This is a genomic window from Sorangium sp. So ce296 (assembly GCF_051529605.1).
Taxonomy (GTDB): Bacteria; Myxococcota_A; Polyangia; order Polyangiales; family Polyangiaceae; genus Sorangium; species Sorangium cellulosum_D.
Genome location: NZ_CP150325.1, coordinates 1939374 through 1961695, shown reverse-complemented (window position 1 = coordinate 1961695; position 22322 = coordinate 1939374). Strand labels below are relative to the sequence as shown.

The window sequence follows — 22322 nt, the reverse complement described above, 5'->3', positions numbered from 1 at the left end:
ACGCTCCCTGTTCAGCCGCGCTGGGCCCCTTTCGGCCCCTCGGCTGGCCCGGGCTGACCGACGCAGACGATGTACATGGCGTCCTCCTCGGCCGGGAGCGCGAGGAAGGCCTTGAGCTCGTCGTCGTAGAAGCCGCCGATCGCCACCGGGCCGAGGCCCATGGCCGTCGCGACGAGGTAGAGGTTCTGGCCGAGGTGCCCCGCGTCGAGCCACAGGAAGCGATAGCCGCGCTGGCCGTACTTCCACATGGTGCGGAACGGGACCGCCGTGATGATGACCACGACGTTGGTGCTCCGGACCATGTCCTGATCCAGCGTCAGATCCGTGAGCGCGGCGTGCGCGAGGCCTTCGCGGCGGAGCTCGAGCTCGTGCGCGCGAGCGTCGTAGTGATAAAGGCCGTCCGGGAGGTCCTCCACGGCCTGCGTCGCCACGTAGATCTCGAGCGGATACCGCCCTCCGGCCGACGGCGTCGGCCGATCGCTGCACCAGTCGCCGTCGATCGTTCGCAGCCCGCGGACGCCGTAGCTCGCGTGGAGGAGCCGCCCGAGCGCCGAAAGGGGCATCGGCCGGAGGGCGAAGTCGCGGACCGACCGCCGCCGCTCCAGCACCGCGCCGAGCGGGGCGTCGATCGCGAAATCGCGCCCCGGCAGCGGCGTGCGCGCCGAGCCGGTGTAGGTGCGGAAGCGGAGCGGCTGGCGATCTCCGTGGAACGGCGGCTCGACCGGCCGCGCCCTCACGTGGGAGGACTGGAGATGATAGAGCCGCGCGACGTCCGCCTCTTTGCTCCTTGCCATGGTGTCCTCGCTCAGGCCATCGGGTGAGGGTCCGGGTTGATCCCGTGGGGGGCCATCGAACGGAGGCGCGGATTGCCGAGCCGCGCGAGCTCGTGGCCGAAATGGATCTGCTGGAAACCGGGCCCGAGGGCCCGGGCGACGCGGAAGGGGGTCGCCGCGAGATCGGGCGAGGTCACGTCCACGATCGCGATCCGCAGGCCCGCGGCCTGGACGCGCCGGGCGAGCTCGGAGAGGGTGACCTCCTCGGGCTCCTCGAGCGCGGCGGCGGTCACCGTGCGACCCTGGCGCAGGAAGGAGAAGGCCGCGGCGCGGCTCGGGGGGACGTAATAGATCGCGTGATCTTCGAGCGTGCGCACGTCCTCCGGCCGCTCGGGGATGGCGAACTCCTCGCCGGCCATCAGGCGGAAGACGTAACCGACGATCTGACCCTGCTCGAGGACGGCTTTCCTGATCGCGGTGAGGGGGCTCAGGTGGGCTCCGAGCGAGACCGTCGCGCCGGGCCAGCGCTTTCCATCGCCGTACCCCACGCACATGACCACGGGGACCGCGATGCCCACGTCGAGGAGATACAGCTCGATCCGGGCGCCGCGCTCCCCGAGCTGCCGGGCGATCTCGTGCACCTCGGGGTCGACCGAGTCGTCGGGCAGGATGCGCCGCCCTGGCCTGCGGGCGAGCCACGAGATCATGAAGGCGTCGCGCTCGATGAGCTCGAGCGCGGCCCCCATCGACGCCGCCTCGAGCGTCGGGCCGGCGGCGAGCCCGTTCGACGTCACCTGGCAGAAGTAGGCGTCGGGCCCTGCGCAATCGCCGTAGTAGGTCGGGAGCGCTGGCACGTGGACGGGCGCGCGGGTGTCCAGCCAATGCCCGAGGACCCATTCGATCGGCGTGGTCGGGTCGAGCCGCGCGTAGGGGAACCCGGGCCTCGCGTACTGCTCCTCGCCGTAGAGACAGAGCTGCTCCGGAGCGACGAAATCGCCCTGCATCTCGGCGACCGGGGCGCGGAGCAGCCCCTGCTCGTCGAAGAGCCTCGCGGAGTAGCGCTCGACCGCCTCGCCGGTCGCCCTGATCAGGGCCTCGACGGCCGTGGTGCCCTTTCCGGTGCCGACCTCCGGCTCGTCGCAGCAGCGCGCGTGCGCCGCGCCGTCGGTGTAATTGCTGAGGGCCGCGCTGGCGATGATCGGCGCCTCGGGGGCGAGCGCCGGGTGCATCGCGCCCAGCGCGAGCCGCTGGACGATGCCCGTCCGTGGATCGACGACGCCGGCGAGCATCCGCCGGAGCTCCGCCGGATCGCGCGCGTCGCGCAGGCGCGCGCGCGAGCCACTGCGCGCGCTCCCCGCGCCCAGGGCGCCGGCGGCGCCGCCGCAGATCGGGCACCAGGGCATCTGCAGGACGGCGTGGAACGACGCCTCCAGGTCGATCAGGCTCTGGATCACGAGGTGCCCGGCGAGCCGCGACGCGGCGCGGTTCACGAGCAGATCGACGGCCGCGAGCGCGACGGCGTGGCCAAGGAGCGCCGGCGTGGGCGCGAGGTACGTGCGCGCGCGGCGCCCGGTGCGCCCGGCGAGGAGCGTCGCCTGGAGCGCGTGATCCGCCTCGGGCTGATCGCTTGTAGCGAGCCTCCGGAGACGGCAGCAGTTCCAGCACGCCGTCTCGCCTGGAAAGACGGCGGGGCCGATCACCGCCTCGAGCCCCTCGAGGTGCGCGCTGAGCGAGGGGGTCGACGTCGCGTGGGCGAAGCGGGCGACGCCCTGAAGAACGAGGAGATCGTCGCCGGAGACGCACGTGAGGATCAGGTCCCAGCCGGCGTCCTCGAGGACGAGCGGGCGATCCGCGGCCGCGATCAGCGCCCCGGGCGTGACCGCGCAGCCTGGCGCGATCCGCGAGAGCGCGAGGGCGAGCGAGCGCGCGCGATCTCTCCCGAGATCCGCCTCGGCGAACGGGCCGAGATCGTCCGCGGCGACCTCGCTGTCGTCGAGGACGTGGAGCGCGCCGACGCCCGCGGACGCGAGCTCGGCGGCCGCGACGGCGCCCCAAGGCTCGAGCCCGACCACGAGGACGCGCGATCGCGCGAGCTTCCCGCGCGCCTCCTCCGGCGCGGGCGGGGCGCTCCCCGCGAGCGTCGGCGCGGCGGTCGATGGGCTGGGCAGTTGAATGGCCACGCGAGATCTCCAGGTAAGGGCAGCGCCGCCGCGCCGCGCCTTCGGTAAAGAGGTTCAGTTCTGGCGCTCAAGGAGCGAGTTCCCGACAAGCCAAGGAGAGACGAGCCTCGCGTGCGGCCGGCGCGCCAGCGCGCCCGAACGTGGTGAGCCCAGCAAGACGGGAATATGTCGTTCTCGATTCCTCACGACCCTCGTCTTCCTCCGGAGAGCCATCGATCGGCCCCGCCGGCCCTCTGGGCTAGCTACAGCGGCCGCCGCACCTTCCGCCGCACCGACCGCCGCACCTTCCGCCGCACCGACCGCCGCACCTGCCGCCGCAGTAGCCGCCGCAATAGCCGCCGCAGCTGTGGCCGCAGTAGCCGCCGCAGTAGCCGCCGCAGTTGTAGCTGGCCGGATTCGCCAACTCCATTGCTTCCAGCTTGCTCGACAGATCGTCGATGGCGTTGCGGAGCTCCTTTATCGATACATCCAGATCCTTCGGCGCACCATTACCGTTGTTCGAGTCACTCATCGCAGAGCCTCCCACGAGTATGTGAGACAGGCAAAGGCTCTTCGTCAATCCGACGGTTCGTTGTATGGCGACGGATGTCGCCCTGGCAGGGGCCCGTTTGCCAAGATCGCTCGTGACCTCCAGAGCGCCGGTCACGCTGAGCTCCCGCGAAAATCGACGCATGGGAAGAGGATCGCGAGGACGTAAGGGGGAGAGGAGAATACAATTCCATCTCTGTCTCCTTGCGCCTCTTGCGCCCTCGCGGTCCCTCCTCTTGCTGCACGCCGTGCTCTTCCAGCTCGCTCCTCGGCGGATCCGGCGGGCGCCGTGACGTGTTGAACCTGGCTGACTTTCAGCCTGTTCGGTGCTCTGGCACCCCTCCGCTCGGGCCGGAGAGCCGCCGGGGACGTCGGGGATGAACCGCCTCCGTCGCGTCGCCCCGCGCCCGCCGAAGAACCCTGGATAACGCGGCGCCCTGCGCGCGCGCATCCATCGCGCCATGGGCGCTGTCTCATTAATTGCCTTCCTCCCCCCTGTCCGGTACCGGCCCGCCTCCTCCCGGGCGCTCGGCGCTCGTCCGCAAAGGGGTGTCATGCATCGTACTTCGCTCGGACTTGCGATAGGTGGTCTATCTCCCTGGTTCCTCGCCGCGGCGACGTGGCTCTCAGGCTGCGGCGCCGCGGAGCGCTCCTCCCCGCAGGGCCTGGCCGAGGCGGGGTGCGCGGGCTGCACCGTGCTGAAGGGAGGTACGGTGTTCGACGGCGCGCGCGCGGCCAGGGCAACGGTGGTGATCGAGGGCGACAGGGTGAAGCAGGTCGTCCTCGACGAGCGCGACGTCGAGATCGTCGGCGGCGAGATCGTCGACGTCGCCGGAAAGACGGTGCTCCCCGGGCTGATCGACCTCCACGTGCACTCGCTCAGCGCCGCCGGGCCCTACGCGTACCACGACGGAGACCTCCACCTCGAGGATCACACGAAGGCGATGCTCCGGTCGGGCGTCACCTCGTACCTCGACCTCGGCTCGCTCCAGCACGTCATCTTCGAGCAACGCGCGCGCGCCCGCGCCGGCGAGGTCCTCGCGCCGCAGCTCTTCGCCGCCGGACCGCTGCTCACGGCGACCGGCGGGCACCCCTGCGTTCACGGCAGCCCGCCCGGCGACTTCTGCCTCTTCATCGACGCTCCCGCCGACGTCGCCGGGGCCTTCGAGGCGCTGCTCCCGGCCGCCCCCGACGTCATCAAGATCGTCCTCGAGTCCGGGGGATCGCGGCCGCTCCCGCGCCTGTCGCCCGACTCCGTCGCGGCGATCGCGCAGGCCGCCGGGGCCGCGGGCGTCCGGGTCATCGCGCACGCGACCTCGGCCGACGACGTCGAGGTCGCGCTCGACGCCGGCGTGACGCGCTTCGCGCACGTCCCGGACCAGGACCGGATCTCGCCCGAGCTCGCGCGCCGGATGGCCGCCGCGGGGGCCGTCGTGATCCCGACGCTCGCGTTGACCGACGGGCTCTACCGCGCGGCCCACGGGGCGCTCGCCGAGCTCGACGACCCCGCCCTCGGCGACGACGTGCCGGCGGACGTGATCGCCGCCCTGCGCGACCCGTCGCTGATCGCGGAGCTCAGGACAGCCCGTTACAAGGAGCTCGTGGCGGCGTGGCGCGCGCGCGGGGTCGAGAACCTCATGACCTGCTACCGCGCCGGGGTCACCATCGCCGCCGGCTCCGACGCCGGCAACCCGGCGGTCTTCCACGGGCTCGCCCTGCGCCGCGAGGTCGCGCTCCTCGTCGAGGCGGGGATGCCGCCGATCGACGCGCTCGCCGCCGCGACGCGCGCGGCCGCGGACGTGCTCGGGCGGCCCGACCTCGGGCGCATCGAGGAGGGGGCGCTCGCGGACGTGCTCGTGGTCGACGGCGATCCGCTCGCCGACGCCCGCGCGCTCGAGCGGGTCTCGCGCGTCTACAAATCGGGCGTCCTCCTCGATCGCGACGCGCTCGCGCTGCCCCGCGGGACGAGCCTCTCGAGGCAGCCGCGGACCGGCGCCGGCCGCGGCGACACGTGCCTCGGCGCGCCGGAGTGCGGCGACGCGCTGTCGTGCAGCGCGGATCAGCGCTGCGCCGCGATCTGCGATCGCCCCTCGGCCTGCGCGCCGGGGAGCGCGTGCGTCTTCGACGGCGGCTCGCCCACGGGCGGATCGTGCGTGGACGGCGACGGCTGCGACCTCTTCGCGCAGGACTGCGAGAACGGCGCCGCGTGCGTGTTCCTGGGCAACGGCGCGACCTCGTGCTGGTACGCGGGCGCGGGCTCGGGCGGGCAGCGGTGCGACGCCCTCTTCGCGTGCGCGCCCGGCAGCCAGTGCGACGAGGCGTCGAGCACGTGCAAGGACCTCTGCGACCCGCGCGGAGCGCGCGCCCGGGCGTGCCCGGGCGGCAAGAAGTGCGTCGACCGCTCGGCGATCGCGGGGCTCCCCGTCGGCGTCTGCGACTAGGCCGCTCCGGGCGCGGCGCGCGGCGTCCCTCGCCGCGCCGCGCTCACCGCGACGCGAGCATCCAGGCGATCACGGTCCCCAGCGCGAAGAACAGGAGCCCCGCGCCGGCGAGCACGGCGCGCGAGGTCCGCCGCTCGATGAAGCTCGCCGCGGCCCGGAGGCTGGTCGGGGCGCCGACGGCGAGGCTCGTGTCCGGCGCGCTCATCCTCTGGATGGCGGCGTCGAGCGCCACGAGCACCGCGCGCGCGTGGGGGAAGCGGTGGTCCGGATCCTTGGCGAGCAGGCGCATCACGACCGCCTCGAGCGCGGGCGGGACGACGATGCCGGGGGTGCGCTCGGCGATCGGCGGCGGCAGCGTCGACCGGTGCTGGGCGAACAGCGCCGAGGGCTCCACCGCCGTGAAGGGGTGCTTGCCCGCGAGCATCTCATACAGGATGACGCCGAGCGCGTAGAGATCGGCCCGCCGGTCGACCGAGCGCATGCCGAGCGCCGCCTCGGGCGCCATGTACGCCACCGTGCCGAGCAGCACCCCGGCGTTCGTGAGCGAGCGGCGCGAGCCGTCGTCCGTCGTGAACGAGAACTGCTCGATCGGGACCTTCGCGAGACCGAAATCGATGAGCTGGACGCGCTCCTCCGGCCCGTCGAGGACCATGATGTTGAGCGGCTTCACGTCCCTGTGCACGATCCCGAAATCGTGCGCGGCGTTCAGGGCGGTCGCGATCTGGCGCGCGATGTTCGCCGCGCGCGGCGGGGAGATGGGGCCCTGGTCGATGAGCTTGCGCAGCGTGACGCCGCGGATGAACTCCATCACCATGAACCACGCGCCGTCGTCGAGCTGGTTGATCTCGTAGACCGCCGCGACGTTGGGGTGGAAGATGTGGCGCCCGGCGATCGCCTCGCGCTCGAAGCGCTCGATGAGCTCCGGCAGCTCCTCTGCGTCCGGGTGGAGCACCTTGACGGCCACGTGCTCGCCGGTCGCGAGCTTCGTGGCCCTGAAGACGGCGGCGATGCCGCCCATCGCGACGAGCTCCTCGATGCGGTAGCGGTGGAGGAGCGTGCGCCCGATGAGCGTCATCGCCCGCTCGCGCGCCGCCGAGCTCGCCTGACCGCCCGCGAGGTACACCGAATCGCTCATGCGGCGGCGCCTCCCGGCCGAGCCCCCGGCGCGCCGGCAGCGCCGCGGCGCAGGACGCGCGCAGCCGCCCCGCGCCCGCAAGGCGCCTGGCGGCGGAACAGCGGTTCCACCCTGGCTGACATCATACGCGCTCGCACCGGGCGTCCCGAGGGTAGCGCCCCTCCGGGCGCAGCGCCATCGTCACGGTTCGGCCTGGCGGCGGAACGCGCGCTCGCGCGGGCTCATGCGGCGCGGAGGCTGGAGCTCACGGAGCGCGGGTGAGCCGCGCCGCGCGAGGGGCGCTCAGCGCGCTCGGCGCGGCGCCGCCCGTCGATCTCCGTCAATCTCCGTCAATCTCCGTCCATCTCCGCGGATCTCCGCGCCCTCGCGGCCGTTCGCCCGGGATTCGACCGCTCCTCCGTGATGCCGAGTCGCCCGCTGCTCCGTCTCCTGCGCTCCTGGCGCGGGCTCATCGCGCCTTCGGCCGGACAGCGCCGGACAGCGCCGGACAGCGCGCGAGGAGCCCTCATGGCCTGTGGCCCGCGGCGGCGCGCGCGAGGAGAGACGCTGGTCGCGAGATGCGGAGTCGCGCCCGCGCCCCGCCGACGCGAGACCCCCGCTCCGCTCCGCGCGGGGCGGCGGCCGCCCGTCGCCGGCGGAGCGCGACCACCTCTCGGCAGATCCCGCGACTCCGCCGGGCTCCGTTCCGCGCGTCCCGCGTGCGGGCAGGATGAAGAGGAGGAGAGCGCGAGGGCAGGGCCACGGCCGAGCCGGCTCTGGCGCGCGAGCTCGACCACGGCGGTCGCGCCACGAGCAGCCCACATCGGCGCCCGTCGTGCGTGGACGAACGCGGTGTGATCAACACGCCAAGTTCGCAGATGCGTTTTTTCGATGGGCTCGTGTAGCCTCTATTCGTGGAGGTTTCCATGCACAGCACCATGCGTCGCACCGTTCTCCCCGCGCTCTTCTCCGGACTTGCCGTGGCAGCTTGCTCCGCTCCCGAAGCGTCGAGCCTCTTCGCTACCGGCGGCTCCGGGCCGGGGGGCGTGACCTCCGCAGGCGGAGGCGATGGCGGCGCGCCGGGCGACGGGGGCGCCGGCGGCGAGGGTGGCGAGGGAGGCCGTGGCGAGGCGGGCGCGGGCGGAGGCACCGGGGGCACGGGCGCGGGGCCCGTCATCGTCGACGAGCCGCCGGAGTGCGGCGACGTCTACGTCGACTGCGATGGGGACGAGCAGAACAGCTGTGAAATCAACGTGACGAACGACGCGCTCCACTGCGGTACATGCCCCGTCAGGTGCGACGGCATCTGCCGGGACAGCGCCTGCGGCCGGCCGACCCGCCACGTCTCCGGCCAGCAGGATCCGCTCTACATCGCGGTCTCCCGCCGCACCATGTTCTGGACCAACGGCGAGCAGGGCGTCGTCAGGCAGTATGTGATCGGCGACGAAGTCGCGAAGAACCTCGCCACCAACCAGATCCAGCCGGCGGACATCAAGGCCGACGACACCCACGTCTTCTGGGCCAACCAGGGCAATAGCGGCGAGCAGGACGGCCAGGTGATGCGGACGCGCATCGGCGGCGAGGAGGAGCCGGTCGCCATCGCCGCAGGGCAGGCCGCGCCCTTCGGCGTGGCGATCGACGACGAGTTCGTCTACTGGACGAACCGCGAGCGCGGCGGCTCCGTGGTCCGCGCGCGGAAGGACTCGAACGGCAATGGGCCCTTCGTCGTCATCTCGGAGGGCGAGGGGACGACCCACGCGCTCGCGGTCGACGCGACCCACGTCTACTGGACGATCCGCGACGACAGCGGCCGCGTGCTGTCCGCGCCCAAGGGCGCCACGAGCAACACCCCGCCCAAGGAGCTGGCGGCCGATCAGGGCGAGGTGCGCGAGATCGCGGTCGACGCGACGCACGTGTACTGGACGACCAGCAGGACCGGCACGGTCATGCGCGTGGCCAAGACCGGAGGGCGGCCCACGGCGATCGCCACCGGGCTGATGAACCCGAGGGGCATCGCCGCCGACGCGACAGGCGTCTACTGGACCGACCCGACGTCGCCGAACATCATGAGGATGCTGCCGAACGGCATCATCGGCGCCTTCGTCGCCGGGGAGCCTTCGCCCTACGGCATCGCCCTCGACGCCGAGCGCGTCTACTGGACCAACGGGCTCGGCACGGGCGGCACCCTGATGAGCGCTCCGAAATAGCGACCTCAGGCGGCGCGGCGGGCGTCCGCGCCCGCGCCGGCTCGCGCCCGAGGCGCCCGCGGCCCACCGGGCGTCGACGCGCCGCCGCCCCGGCCTCCGTCGCGCGTGGAGGCGGGGGCGCGGCGTGCTACAAGCTCGCCCCGTGCTGCTCGAGACGTTTGCCGTCGGCCCGCTGGGGTGCAACTGCTCGATCGTCGTCGACCCGGCCAGCAAGGCCGCGGTGGTCATCGACCCGGGGGGCGATTTCGACAAGATCCGCGCGCGCCTCGAGCAGGCCGGGGCGACGGTCGCGGCCATCGTGCACACGCACACCCATATCGATCACGTCGGCGCCACCGCGCCGCTCCAGCGCTGGTCGGGCGCCGCGGCGCGCATCCACGAGGCCGACCGCTTCCTCTACGACATGCTCCCGGTGCAGGCGGCGTTCCTCGGCATCGCGGCGCCGGAGCGCTGCGAGCTCGACGGCGACCTCGACGACGGCGCGCTCGTGAAGGCCGGCGGGCTCGATCTGCACGTGCTCCACACGCCGGGGCACACGCCGGGCAGCGTGTCGTTCCTGGCCCTCTCCGCGACGGGCGCGGTGGCGTTCACGGGGGACACCCTGTTCCGGCGCGGCATCGGCAGGACCGACCTGTGGGGCGGCGACTCGGAGGCGATCTTCCGATCCATCCGGGGCAAGCTGCTCACGCTCGATCCGTCGACCCGCGTGGTGACCGGACACGGCCCCTCGACGACCATCGGTGAGGAACGCGACAGAAACCCTTATCTGCGCGCGTGATCCGCCGTGGGTCGGTCGCGGCGCCGCGGCGCCGCGCGAACGCAGGGGCGCGAAGGCGGAAAACGGGGAGAAAATTCCTGCCGATCTCTCCGCCTTCCCGCCTCGAACGCCCCGCGCGCCGGCGCCGCTTTCCGGCGAGAAAGTGCTTGCATCCCGCCAGGATTCTTCTGAAAAATGCCGCACGACGAGAGCGCGCGCCGCGCCCGCTGGAGCGGGGTCGACCGCCGTCCGTCGCGGAAGTCGAGCACGATGAGCACCGATAGCGCGCCCGCCACGAAGGTCGATCTCGAGATTCTCCCCACGCAGCACCCTCTCGGCGACGCGGATCGCGCGCAGCGCATGCAGAACCCCGGCTTCGGGCGCGTGTTCACGGAGCACATGGTCGTGATCCCGTACGCGGCGGACAGGGGCGGCTGGCTGCGGGGGCAGCTCAAGCCGTACGCGCCGCTCACGCTGGATCCCGCGGCGATGGTGCTGCACTACGGTCAGGCGATCTTCGAGGGGTTCAAGGCGTACCGCCAGCCGGACGGGCGCATCAAGACGTTCCGGCCGGAGGCGAACGCGCAGCGCTTCAACAGCTCTGCCCGGCGGCTGGCGATGCCGGAGATGCCGGTCGAGCTGTTCGTGGGCTCCGTCGACGCCCTGATCCGCCAGGATCGCGCGTGGGTGCCCGCCGCGGTGGGCGAGAGCCTGTATCTCCGACCGTTGATGTTCGCGACCGAGGCGGCGCTCGGGGTGAGGTCGTCACGCGAGTACGATTTCCTGGTGATCGCGTCCCCCGCGGGCGCGTATTTCCCCCAGGGCGTGAAGCCGGTGACGGTCTGGATCTCGGAGGATTTCGTCAGGGCGGCGCCGGGCGGCACGGGCGCGGCCAAGTTCGCCGGCAACTACGCCGCGAGCCTGCTCGCGCAGATGAACGCGGCGGCGGAGGGCTGCGCGCAGGTGGTCTGGCTCGATGCGGTCCACCGCCGGTATGTCGAGGAGATGGGGGGAATGAACATCTTCTTCGTCTACGAGGAGGGCGGCCGCACCGTGCTCGTGACGCCCGAGCTGACAGGCACGCTCCTCCCGGGCATCACCCGCGACAGCATCATCCAGCTCGCCCGCGATTTCGGCTATGGCGCGGAGGAGCGCAAGGTCACCTTCGACGAGTGGCGCGCGGCGGTGCGCGAGGGCCGCATGACCGAGGCGTTCGCGTGCGGCACGGCCGCGGTCATCACGCCGATCGGCGCGGTGAAATCCCGCGAGGGGACCTTCGCCATCCACGACAACGAGACGGGGCCGGTGGCGGCGCGCTTCCGCGAGGCGCTGCTCAACATCCAGCACGGCCTCGCCCCGGACCGGTACGGCTGGATGCACGACGTGGTCTGACGAGGAGGCCGCGCGCCGCGCGCGGTCCTCGATCGGCCGCCGCGCGCGCGGTCCTCGATCGGCCGCCGCGCGCGCGGTCCTCGATCGGCCGCCGCGCGCGCGGTCCTCGATCGGCGCCCCGCGCGCGCGGTCCTCGATCGGCCGCCGCGCGCGCCTACTCCGCAGCCTGCGATTTCTTCGCTTTCGCCGTCATGCCGTATTCGTGCAGGCGGTACTGGATGGTGCGAATGCTGATGTCGAGGAGCTCGGCCGCGCGCGTCGTCGAGCCGTTCGTCGCCTCGAGCGTCGACAGGATGGCATAGCGCTCGATCTCCGCCATGGTGGCGCCCGGGATGCGCAGGGCGCCCTTGGCGACCGGCGCCGCGTCGATGGGGAGGTGCTCCGCGTCGATGCGCGTCTCGTCGCACAGCACGACGGCCCGCTCGATCGCGTTCTCGAGCTCGCGCACGTTCCCCGGCCACCGGTGCGCGACGAGCTTCGCCCGCGCCGCGTCGGTGAACCCCTCGATCTTGCGGTGGTTCTCCGCCGCGAACCGGCGGAGAAAGTGGTTCGCGAGGAGCAGCACGTCGGTGTCGCGGACGCGCAGCGGGGGCATGTCGATGTGGACGACGTTGAGCCGGTAGTAGAGGTCCTCCCGGAAGCGGCCCTCCTGCACGGCCGCCGCGAGGTCGCGGTTCGTCGCCGCGATGAGGCGCACGTCGACCGACACGGTGTCGTTGCCGCCGACGCGCTCGAACATCCTCTCCTGGAGCACCCGGAGCAGCTTCACCTGCGTCGAGGGCGCGATCTCGCCGACCTCGTCGAGGAAGAGCGTCCCGCCGTGCGCCTGCTCGAACCGCCCGATGCGCCGCTTGTCGGCGCCGGTGAAGGCGCCCCGCTCGTGGCCGAACAGCTCGCTCTCGAGCAGCGACTCCGCGAGCGCCGCGCAATGCAGCGTCACGAAGGGCGCCCTGGCGCGCGGGCCCTTCGCGTGAATGGCGCGCGCGAGCTCCCCCTTGCCGGTGCCGCTCTCGCCGGTGATGAGCACCGTCGCCCGCGCGCCCGCCACCTGCCGGGCCATCCGGTAGACCTTCTGCATCGCCGGGCTCGCCCCGATGAGCCCCTCGACGCCCTCGCCCTCGCGCTCGCGCAGCTGCCGGCGCAGGTTCTCCGCCTCGGCCCGGAGCGCGCTCCGCTCGAGGGCGCGCTCGAGGGAGACGAGGAGCGCGTCGAAGTCGACCGGCTTCGTCAGGTAATCCTCGGCCCCGGCCCGCATCGCCTGCACCGCGGAGCTCACGTCGCCGAACGCGGTGACGACGATCACCGGCAGCGCCGGATCCTGCTCGCGGAGCTTCCCGAGCAGCGTCACCCCGTCCATCCTGGGCATCTTCAGATCGGTGACCACGACGTCCGGCGGCCGCTCCGCCGCGATCTCGAGCGCCGCGGCGCCGTCGGCCGCCGCGTCCACGGCATAGCCCTCCTGTCGCAGGAGCTTCTCCAGCCCCGAGCGCGCGCTCGCCTCGTCGTCCACGACGAGCACCCTCGCGCCCTGTCTATTCTCAGCGTTCATGTCGTCCCTTCCGAAGGCCGCCAGAGGATACCGCGCCTCTCGGGCGTCGCGATCCTCCTTCTGCCGCGGCGCGCCTCCGCCGACGACGGCGTGCCGGCGAGCGCCGGCGAGCGCCGGCTGGAGGCCCGGCGCGAGGGCCGCGCCGTCGCGGTCGCCGAGGGAGGCGCGCCGCGCGGCCTCGCGGAAGCGACGAGGCGCCGTCAGCGGCTCTCGGTCGCGTCGACGTTGTCGCGGATGCCCGCGCCGAGGTCGGAGAGCTCCGCGGCGAGCATCACGGTGAGATCGTCGGCCGTGACGATGCCCGTCACCTTGCCGTCGTGGCGGACGATCGGCAGCCGCCGGACGCCGCGCTCGCGCATCAGGCGGAGCGCCGTCTCGATGCTGTCGGACTGCTGGAGCGTCGTGGGGTCGTACGTGACGATCTCGGACACCAGCGTCTTCTCGGGCTCGCGCGCGTCGGCCATCACCCGCATCACGAGATCGCGATCGGTGAGGATGCCAATGGCGCGCGCGCCCTGCGTGACGACGACGCAGCCCACGCGGAAGTCGCGCATCCGGCGCGCGACGTCGATGGCGGTCTCGGTGAGGTCGGCGCTCACGGCGCCATGCTCGAAGCGGCTGAGGCACATGCCCGGATCCGTTGCACGACGCGCGCCACGGCGGCCGAGCCCGCCGCTCCGCGCCCGGCGTCCCGCGCCCTGGCCCGCGGGCGCGCGCGGGCCCGGATCCGCGGTACTCATGGCGGCGGGAGGCCTCGCGGCGGAAAGTCGCCGCGCGGCGGGGTGGTGCTCAAATTTGCCCGGAGAGAGTTCACATGAAGGCGGGAAGGCAGGAAGATCATTGATCTTTTCTTCCCGCCTTCCCGCCTTCATGTTCAATTTTGAGCACTGCCCGTGGCGGGGGGACCGGCCGCAGCGGTTGCACGGGGGCGCAAGCCGTTCGCCGGGCCGGGCGCCCGCCGGCGAGGGCCGGGGCTCAGGCCGGGGTGGGGGAGGGGCGCGGCGCAGGGGCGCTCGGCGGCGCGCCGGCGGCGCGAGAGGACACCGCCTCCACGCTGGAGCGGAGCTCGGCGCTCAGGGCGGCGTAGTCCAGCGGCTTCGTGTGCACCACCGCCTCGGGCTCGAGCCCTCGCCCGAGCCGCGCCACGAGCTCGGGGTAGCCGGTGAGCACGAAGAGCGGGAGATCGGGCCGGAGCGACCGCGCGAAGCGCGCGACCGCGAGGCCGTCGGCGTGGGGCATGCGGAAGTCGGTCACCAGGACGTCCGGGGCCGGCGTCCGGGCGAGCCGCGCGAGCGCGAGGGCGCCGTCGGTGGCCAGCTCCACCCGGAAACCGTCGTCTTCGAGCAGGCGCGCGAGCAGGCGCGCGGTGCGGACGTCGTCGTCCACGAGGAGGATCAGCGGCTGTTCGAGGCTGCGTGGTTCCACGCCGGGCGATCTACCAACTTGCGTGCCAGCGCCGAGGGGCGGCCCGCGCGCGCCGCCGCGGCGGGGAGCTCAGCCGGACAGGCGGATCGGCAGCGTCACGCGGAACAGCGTCTTCCCCGGGCGGCTCTGGAACTCGATGGCCCCCTCGTGATCGGTGATGATGCGGTGGGCGATGGCCAGGCCGAGCCCGGTGCCGTTCGGCTTCGTCGAGTAGAACGGGTCGAAGATCGGCGCGTCCGGGGTCGCGATCCCGGGGCCGTCGTCCTCCACCTCGACGACGGCGTGGCGCGGCTGCCGGCGCGCGCGGAGGGTGACGGCGCCGCCGCCGGCCGCACCCACCGCCTCGAGCGCGTTGCGGAGGAGGTTCAGGAGGACCTGCTCGATCTTCGCGGGATCGAGATCGAGCACGACGTCGGTCGAGGGCAGATCGACCGTCACCTCGGCGCGCGCGCCGCCGCCGTCCGAAGAGGGGGCGACGCGCGCCGCCCGCTCGCAGAGCGCGACGAGGGACGTCGGCTTCACGACCAGCGGCTTCGGCCGGGCGAAGTCGAGGAACTCGCTCACCAGCTCCGACAGGCGGCGGATCTCGTCGCGGACGACCTGGATCGCCTCCAGGGTGTCCGGATCCCCCATGCCGGCGCGCGCGAGCCCGCGCTCGAGGAAGGTCACGTGCAGCTGCGCGCCGTTGAGCGGGTTCCTGATCTCGTGCGCGAGGCCGGCCGCGAGCGTCCCGACCGCGGCGAGCTTCTCGCTCTGGCGCACGCGCGCGGCGAGCGCCTTCTCGTCGGTCGTGTCCTGCCCGATGGCGAACAGCACCACCTCGTCGTCCGCGGAGGAGGGGGCGTACGCGAGCTGCCATCGCACGTCGCGGATCTTGCCGGAGCGCGCGCGGAGGCTGCTCTCCAGCAGATCCGCGCCGGGGCGGCGGCCCGCGGCGACGTCCTTCACGAGCGCGCCGTGATCGGCGCGGAGCTCCTCGGGGAGCAGCGCCTCGACGAACGGCATGCCGAGGATGTCCTCGCGCGCGAACCCGGTGATCCGCTCGGCCTCGCGGTTGAAGAGCCGCACGACCGCCTGCGCGTCGAGGCCGACGACGAGGACGCGGGCGAGCTCGACGGCGCTCTTGTACCGGTGCTCGGTGCGCGCGAGCGTGCGGCCGACCTGCTCGCGGTCGAGGCGCTCGGCGCGCTGCGCGCGCGCGAGGAAGTCGTCCCGGTACGTCTCCAGCATGATGGCGAGCTCGAGATCGAGCACCTTGCTCACCGCGGATCGGACCGCGATCGCCTGCGCGAGGGGCGCGCCCTCGGCGATCTCGTCGAACGCGAGCCGGATGAGCGTCATCGCCGTGAACATGTACCGCTGCGGCAGCCCGACCCGGACGTGGATCCGCCCGATCTTCGCGGCCTCGTCGAAGTACGCCGCGTCGTAGGGCCCCGTGCAGATCCGCGTCATCCAGCGGACGAGCGATCGCTTGAGCCGCTCCACCTGATCTTCGCCGGTGAAGACGTCGTGCGCGCCCTCGTGCTCGCGGATACGGTCGTAGAACTCGCCCGCGATGCGGGGGAAGTGCGGCGCCGCGTGCGCGTGAAACGCGGCCAGCCGGGCAGCGTCCTCCTCGTCGAAGCGAACGTATCGCTTGATCTCGTCGAAGAGCGTCTCGCGCGCGGGCACGGCGCCAGAGCCTACCATGAGCACACGTTCGCGGCGGCGGACCACGATCTCGCGCGCTCCAGGATCGCCTCGAGCGCCGCCGCGTCCTCGCCGCCGCGCGCGACGATCTCCGGCGAGGGCGGCGCCTCGTACGCGGAGCCCACGCCGGGGAGCGCGCCGATCTCGCCGGCGCGGGCCGCCCGGTAGAGCCCCTTCGGATCGCGCTCGCGGCAGACCTCGGGAGAGACATCCATGTAGACCTCGACGATCCGCGGCGCGAGCGCGCGGGCGCGGTCGCGGTAGGCGCGGCGGTGCGCGGTCGCGGCCACGACCGCGATCGGCCCCTGCCGCGCGATCAGCGCCGCGAGCCGCGCGAGCGTCTCGTAGAAGGCGTCGCGCTCCCGCGGCGTGTAGCCGGGCCGCGGGACGAGCGCGTCGCGCACGTCGTCGCCGTCGAGCAGGCAGCTCGCCCGGCCCTCGCCGAGCAGCGCGCGGTGCACCCGCGCGGCCAGGGTGGACTTGCCCGACGCGGGGAGCCCCGTGATCCAGACGACCCCGCCGCTCACGCGAACAGCCCCTCGGCGTCGGCCGGATCGAAGCGCGGGGCGTCGAGGGCGCGCTCCGCGAGGGTGAGCAGCGCGTCCCTCGCGCGCGGCGTGACCGCGGGGTACCAGCCGGGGTTGGCCAGCACGAGCGCGCGCCACGCGAGGAACGGCGCCGCCGCGTCGAGCACGCCCGCGGCGCCGCTCCAGCCGAGGTAGACCTCCCAGAACCGCCGCCACAGCGCGCCGAGGCCGCCCTGCCATGCGCCGGGCGCGTCCAGCGCGAAGAACACGTAGTTGATGGCGAGGCAGGTGACGTCATCCGCGGGGTCGCCCTGCGATCCGCGGCTCGTGTCGAGGAGCGTGAGCCGCGACGCGCCGTCGAACACGATGTTGAAGGGGTGGAAATCGCCGTGCGTGCGCGCGAGCCGGTGGTCCTTTCCGCGGAGCTTCCACCGCCACTCGACGCAGCGCCGCTCGATGGCCTGGAGGCGCGCGGGCGGCGCGCCCGGCGCGTCGTCCGGATAGCCGTCGATGATGCCGAAGACGCCCTCCCCGTGGCCGACGAGATCGCGCACCGCGCGGCGGTAGCTGCCCGGCTGCGCGCCCTGCTCGCCGTGGAGCGCGATGAGGTAGCTGGCGAGCGCCTCGCAGCGCGCGAGATCCTCCGGGCGCGCGCGGCGCTCCCGCGCGATCCGCCGCAGATCCGCGGCGTAGACGTCGCCCTCGGCGTAGGTGGTCAGGAGGTAGAACTCGCCCGCGTCGCGGAGGGACAGGGAGCGCCCGTCGCGGGTCAGCGAGCCGACGTCCACGACCTCGACGTGCGCCGGGATCGACCCGAAGGTGTCGAAGGCGAGCAGCATCTCCGCCGCGCGATCCGCCCGCCGGTCGTGCCCGAACGCGTTCGCGGTCGACGTGTGCAGCACCAGCCGCTGCCTCGAGCCATCGCGCCTCACCACGGTGATCCGGCGGGGGACGCCGTAGCCGGCGGCCTTCTCGGTCAGGTCGTGACCGGGGCCGCCGTCCGGTCCCAGGGGGGTGATCTCCTCGACCCGGGCGTCCGGCAAGGCCGCCTCGACGAGCTGGCGGAGCTGGCGTGAGGGATCGGGCTCGGCAGGCAATACCGTCTTGGCGCTCATGGTGTGTCCTCGGGCGCGTGGGCGTGGTGACGTGCTGACGTGGCCATCGAGGACCACCGAACGAGCAAAAAGCAGGCCGCGTGCCGGATGAGCCTGGTCGCGCCGCCGGGCGGGTTGTTGCGAGATGCCGACCTCGATCCGGGCGGGGCGCCGCGCGGGGCGGCAGGCCGAGGGGGGGCGGCCGCGCTCGCAGGACGTGCGCCCGCGCGCGAGGCGTGCGCGGCGTCGTGGGAGGTGCGGATCAATGGTCCGGGCGGCCGAAATGCGGGAGATCGAGCGGGATCGGCCCGACGTGGTAGGACCGCATCATCTCGTTGTCCTCGTGCTCGAGGATGTGGCAATGCCATATGAACGCGCCCTCGTGGCGGAACTTCATCTTGATGCGCGTGATCGCGTTCTCCGTCGCGTTCACCGTGTCCTTGAAGCCCGTCTCCCAGGGCTCCGGCGGGCTAATCGCGCCGGTCATCTTGTCCTCCCGATTGAGGACCTGGAACTCCACATTGTGGACATGGATCGGGTGCGGCATGTAGGTGTCATTGTGGAGCTCCCAGATCTCCGTGTCCCCGGGGTCCGGGTGCTCCGTGATGCGGTCGTGGAATTTGAGGCCCAGCCGCTGCCCGGTCTGAAGATCGATGATCCCTTGCAAGAGCAGGAGCGAGCGGTCGTGCGCGGTCGTCTTCTCCGTCAGGAGCAGGGGGCGTGTCAGGCGCTCCGGTCCGTGCGGGGTGAAGCAGGGCAGCGTGAGGCGGTCCGGCGGCGTGCTCGTGTCCACGCTCGTCGCCGGCACCACCCGGAACAGCATCACCTCGGTCGTGTAGTCCCGTTGCTCTTCTGCCATGAGCGCTGCCATGTGGGCCAGGTGAGCCTGCGTGGGCCCGCTCTCGGAGACGTTGAGGAGGAGGATCTCCGTGCCGACAGGGATGCTCGTGAAATCGACGATGAGGTCCGCGCGCTCGGACGGACCGAGCGTGAGCGTATCGACCTCGACCGGAGCGGGGAGGAAGCCTCCCGCGTCCGTGCCTATCACCCAGAACCTGTGGACCTTGGCCCCGTCGCTCAGCCGCAGGCCCACGTACCGCGTGTTGCAGGCATTCAGGACGCGGAAGCGGTAACGACGCTGCTCGACCTCCAGGTACGGCCACGTCCGGCCGTTGACGACCATGGCGTTGCCCACGAAGGCCGGCACCCAGATCGGCGGCGGCTCGTCGTGCGCGGGGGCCGTCCCGAAGGCCGCGGCGTCGTGCCCGTTGCTCTCCGGGTAGTAGAGCGAGCCGTCGTCCTTGAACATGCGATCCTGGATCACGAGCGGGATCTCGTACACCCTTGTGCCTGGACAGTCGCCCAGCCTCGGCGGGGGGCCTGGCAGCACGCCCGGCGGCAGGTCGTCGGGGCCGCCGCGGATCAGGTAGAAGCCGGCCGGGCCCGCGTACACGTTGACGCGGGTGATGCCGAGCGTGTGGTCATGATACCAGAGCGTCGCCGCCCGCTGATCGTTCGGGTACTCGTACAGGGCAGCCCCTGGCTCCCACAGGCTCGCGAGCGACTGGGGATTCTTCTTGAAATAATCGAAGTAGGTGCCGGTCCTCGCGTATTCCGGGGGAATATCGGACGCCGCGGGGAGATACCAGGCTTCCGGGTGGCCGTCGAACTCCTGGGCCACCGGGGCGATCCCGTGCAGGTGGGTCACGATCGGCACCGGACCCCGGTAAGGCCCGTCGGGGCAGTGGCGCGTGTGCTTGCAGGACGCGTCGCGGTCCTTCAGCCCGCCGGGCGGGTTCGCCCAGTGGAGGGTCGGGTCGACGGGGAGCAGGTGCGGGAGGAAGCGGCCGGTCAGGGGATCTTTGAGATCGTTGATCCACTTCACGCGCACCGGCCTCCGCCACTCGGCCTCGATGGTGAACGCGGGATACGAGAACGTCTCCGGGTGATGGATGGACCCGTAGCCCCACACCGTCGTGGGCGGCAGGCCGAGCTCCGGCGGCAAGATGTGCTGCTCGAACTGCCGGACCGCGATCTCGTAATAGTCGACCAACGCGCCAGGGCCGAAGTGCTTGCCCGACCGCGGCATGACCTGCGGGATCGTGAGCGGCTGCGTGAATCTGGGGATGTCCCCGGCGTGGAGCGTCGGCGCGTGGCGAGGGACAGCGCGCAGCGCGCCGGGGGCAGCGCTCGCGAGCCCGTGGCGCCGGAGCACCACGAGACCGCCGGCCGCGGATAAGCCGTACTTCAAGAGCAATCGTCGCTTCAACGAGGGCATGGGACCTCCTGGCGCCGCCATCGGTGGTGGTGCGCGCGCAGGAGTAGGATGGCGGGGGTGTAGGTCCGAGCACCCAGGAGGTACCGGATTGGGGTTGCTGGACCCACATGAACGGGTCCTGAGATGGCACGCAGAAGGCGGCGCTCAGGCGCTGTTTTCCTGACCGGGTTCGCCTCGGTCGGGGCGCCGTGCGCCGCGGCGCGCCCGACCTGCCAGGCGATCCAGCGGCCCTCGAGGCCGAGGATCACCCGCGCGGGCGATCACGTCATCACCGCTCGATGAGGAGAGGCCGCATCATCTCGTTGTCCTCGTGCTCGAGGATGTGGCAATGCCACACGAACAGCCCGGGGTTGCCGAACTTCACCTTGATGCGCGTGATCTGACCGGCCAGCGCGCCGACCGTGTCCTTGAAGCCCTCCTCCCCGAGGAACGGAGGCTCGGGGGGCGCGGACTGGTCGAGCACCTGCCGGTTGACGACCTGGAACCGCGCGTTGTGGAGGTGGATCGGGTGGTCGTCCACGGTGAAGTTGTGGAGCTCCCAGAGCTCGATATCGTCCACATCGGGCTTCTCCGTGATGGGATCGTCCCAGTGGAGCGGCACCGGCCCGCCCGCGGCGTCGACGATGCCGAGGAGGTTCCGGATCGGGCCCACGCCCTCCAGCTGCTCCTCGTTCAGGGACACGCGGCGTATCGCCTCCTCGTCTCCGAGCGGATCGAACGCCGGCAGCACGAGCTTCTCGGGAGGCGTGCTCGTGTCCCTGCTCGTCGCCTTCTTCACCCGGAACTGCATGACCTGGCCCGTGGTGTCCGGGTCGGCCACGGCGGACATGCCCGGCATGCCGCCGTGCGTCTCCGGTCCGACGTTGAGGAGGAGGATCTCGGTGCCGACCGGGACGCGGCTGAAATCGACGATGACGTCCCAGCGCTCGGCATTTCCGATGACGAGCTCGTTGGTCTGCACGGGCCTGGGGAGGAAGCCTTCGTCGGAGCCGATCACCCAGAACGGGAGCCCGTTGCTCAGCCTCAGGATCAAGAGCCTCGTGTTGCTGCCGTTCAGGAGGCGGAACCGGTAGCGGCGCTGCTCGACGTTGAGGAAAGGCCACGTCCGGCCGTTGACCAGGATCGCGTTCCCGAGGAACTCGGGAACCCAGTACGGCGCCACGGGGCCGTTCGGCTTGTACACGTCCTCGGCGAGCTCGGGCGGAAGCCCGCGGCTCTTGGGGTAGAAGAGCGAGCCGTCAGCGTTGAACGAGCGGTCCTGGATCACGAGCGGGATCTCGAACACCTCGGCGTCCGGACGGTCGCCCGGCCTCGGCGCGGGTCCGGGCAGCACCCCCTTCGGCAGATCGTCGGGACCGCCGCGGATCAGGTAGAAGCCGGCGAGCCCGGCGTACACGTTGAGCCGGGTGATGCCGAGCGCGTGATCGTGGTACCAGAGCGCCGTCGGCCGCTGGCGGTTCAAGTACTCGAAGACGGCCGTCCCTGGCTCCCACAGGCGCCCGAGCCGGGATGTCCTCCGGAAGATGTCGTAGAAGGTCCCGGTCCTCGCGAAGCCGCGCGGGATGTTCTCCGCCTTCGGCAGAAACCACGCTTCCGGGTAGCCGTCGCTCTCCTGCTCGACCGGGGTCGCCCCGTGGAGGTGGGTGACGATCGGCACCGGGCCCCGGTAAGGATCCGGCGGGCAAGGGCCCCTGAACTTGGGGGCCGTGTCGCGGCCGTCCACCCCGCCGGGCGGGTTGGCCCAGTGGAGGGTCGGGTCGACGGTGAACAGGTGCGGGAGGAAGCGGCCGGTCCGCGGGTGGGTGAGGTCGTTGATCCACGTCACGCGCACCGGCTTCCGCCACCTGGCCTCGATGGTCCACCCGGGATACGAGAACGTGTCCGGATGCCGGGCGGAGCCGTACGCCCACACCGTCGTGAGGTCGAAATCCGGCGGCAAGACGCGCTGCCTGATCTGCCGGACGGCGATCTCGTATTCGTCGATGGGAGCGTCGTGGCCGATGCGCCCCCGCGCCTCGGGCATGACGGGCGGAATGAGCAGCGGCAGCCTGTACTTGGGGATATCGCGGCCGCGCAGCGTCGGTGCCGACTCCGGGACGAAGGCGCATTCGCCGACGCTCGCGAGCGCGACGTCCTCGCGGGGGAGCATAAGGAGCCCGCCCGTCGTGGTCAGACCGTACTTCAAGAATAGTCGTCGATTCAGTGAAGACATCGGATCTCCTTGCGCCGCAATCGGCGACGCGAGCGTGCGACCATCATGACGGCCGCGCGGATCCGAGCCATCCAGGAAGCTCCGGATTTAGGGTTCCTGCGCGCTCACGAGCAGGTCCCGAATCACCATCGATGCGCTGCGATCGAGCGCTGTTCG

Annotated in this window: 16 protein-coding genes; 4 read left to right on the top strand and 12 right to left on the bottom strand. The window is 72.2% G+C overall.

The window, feature by feature from the left end:
* Positions 1-11: 11 nt before the first annotated feature.
* The 3 genes from WME98_RS07495 to WME98_RS07485 form a co-directional block, all read right to left on the bottom strand.
* Positions 12-794, bottom strand: a complete 783-nt coding sequence (locus WME98_RS07495; protein ID WP_437950656.1) for a SagB/ThcOx family dehydrogenase — start codon at positions 792-794, stop codon at positions 12-14.
* An 11-nt stretch (positions 795-805) separates the two neighbouring features.
* On the bottom strand, positions 806-2953 hold the full coding sequence (locus WME98_RS07490) for a TOMM precursor leader peptide-binding protein (protein ID WP_437950655.1): 2148 nt from the start codon (positions 2951-2953) through the stop codon (positions 806-808).
* A gap of 238 nt (positions 2954-3191) precedes the next feature.
* Positions 3192-3464 carry a hypothetical protein gene (locus WME98_RS07485; protein ID WP_437950654.1) on the bottom strand — a complete coding sequence of 91 codons (273 nt, stop codon included), beginning with the start codon at positions 3462-3464 and terminating at the stop codon, positions 3192-3194.
* A gap of 571 nt (positions 3465-4035) precedes the next feature.
* Between WME98_RS07485 and WME98_RS07480 the strand changes: the two genes are divergently transcribed.
* On the top strand, positions 4036-5922 hold the full coding sequence (locus WME98_RS07480; RefSeq protein WP_437950653.1) for an amidohydrolase family protein: 1887 nt from the start codon (positions 4036-4038) through the stop codon (positions 5920-5922).
* 43 nt (positions 5923-5965) lie between these two features.
* Here the strand turns inward: WME98_RS07480 and WME98_RS07475 are convergent, their stop codons facing one another.
* A complete protein-coding gene (locus WME98_RS07475) occupies positions 5966-7057 on the bottom strand; it encodes a serine/threonine-protein kinase (RefSeq protein ID WP_437950652.1) in 1092 nt (363 codons plus the stop codon).
* 917 nt (positions 7058-7974) lie between these two features.
* Between WME98_RS07475 and WME98_RS07470 the strand changes: the two genes are divergently transcribed.
* The 3 genes from WME98_RS07470 (at position 7975) to WME98_RS07460 (ending at position 11392) form a co-directional block, all read left to right on the top strand.
* A complete protein-coding gene (locus WME98_RS07470) occupies positions 7975-9243 on the top strand; it encodes a hypothetical protein (protein ID WP_437950651.1) in 1269 nt (422 codons plus the stop codon).
* A 124-nt stretch (positions 9244-9367) separates the two neighbouring features.
* Positions 9368-10021 carry an MBL fold metallo-hydrolase gene (locus tag WME98_RS07465; protein WP_437950650.1) on the top strand — a complete coding sequence of 218 codons (654 nt, stop codon included), beginning with the start codon at positions 9368-9370 and terminating at the stop codon, positions 10019-10021.
* Positions 10022-10270: 249 nt separating this feature from the next.
* A complete protein-coding gene (locus tag WME98_RS07460; RefSeq protein WP_437950649.1) occupies positions 10271-11392 on the top strand; it encodes a branched-chain amino acid aminotransferase in 1122 nt (373 codons plus the stop codon).
* 154 nt (positions 11393-11546) lie between these two features.
* Here WME98_RS07460 and WME98_RS07455 read toward each other — a convergent pair whose 3' ends face one another.
* From WME98_RS07455 to WME98_RS07420, 8 genes are all read right to left on the bottom strand, one after another.
* Positions 11547-12941, bottom strand: coding sequence for a sigma-54-dependent transcriptional regulator (locus WME98_RS07455; protein ID WP_437950648.1), 1395 nt, complete (start codon positions 12939-12941; stop codon positions 11547-11549).
* Between the two features lie 200 nt (positions 12942-13141).
* Positions 13142-13540, bottom strand: a complete 399-nt coding sequence (locus tag WME98_RS07450; RefSeq protein ID WP_437567603.1) for a CBS domain-containing protein — start codon at positions 13538-13540, stop codon at positions 13142-13144.
* A 376-nt stretch (positions 13541-13916) separates the two neighbouring features.
* The gene (locus WME98_RS07445; RefSeq protein WP_437332782.1) at positions 13917-14366 is read right to left on the bottom strand and encodes a response regulator; all 450 of its coding nucleotides are present in this window, start codon (positions 14364-14366) and stop codon (positions 13917-13919) included.
* 69 nt (positions 14367-14435) lie between these two features.
* The gene (locus WME98_RS07440; RefSeq protein ID WP_437950647.1) at positions 14436-16055 is read right to left on the bottom strand and encodes a protoglobin domain-containing protein; all 1620 of its coding nucleotides are present in this window, start codon (positions 16053-16055) and stop codon (positions 14436-14438) included.
* Positions 16049-16582, bottom strand: coding sequence for an adenylyl-sulfate kinase (locus WME98_RS07435; RefSeq protein ID WP_437950646.1), 534 nt, complete (start codon positions 16580-16582; stop codon positions 16049-16051). Before WME98_RS07435 ends, WME98_RS07440 begins: the two co-directional genes overlap by 7 nt.
* Positions 16579-17697, bottom strand: coding sequence for a phosphotransferase (locus tag WME98_RS07430; RefSeq protein WP_437950645.1), 1119 nt, complete (start codon positions 17695-17697; stop codon positions 16579-16581). Before WME98_RS07430 ends, WME98_RS07435 begins: the two co-directional genes overlap by 4 nt.
* A gap of 241 nt (positions 17698-17938) precedes the next feature.
* Positions 17939-19954: a multicopper oxidase family protein gene (locus WME98_RS07425; RefSeq protein WP_437950644.1), complete on the bottom strand. Its 2016-nt coding sequence runs from the start codon at positions 19952-19954 to the stop codon at positions 17939-17941.
* 268 nt (positions 19955-20222) lie between these two features.
* On the bottom strand, positions 20223-22166 hold the full coding sequence (locus tag WME98_RS07420; protein ID WP_437950643.1) for a multicopper oxidase family protein: 1944 nt from the start codon (positions 22164-22166) through the stop codon (positions 20223-20225).
* Positions 22167-22322 lie beyond the last annotated feature (156 nt).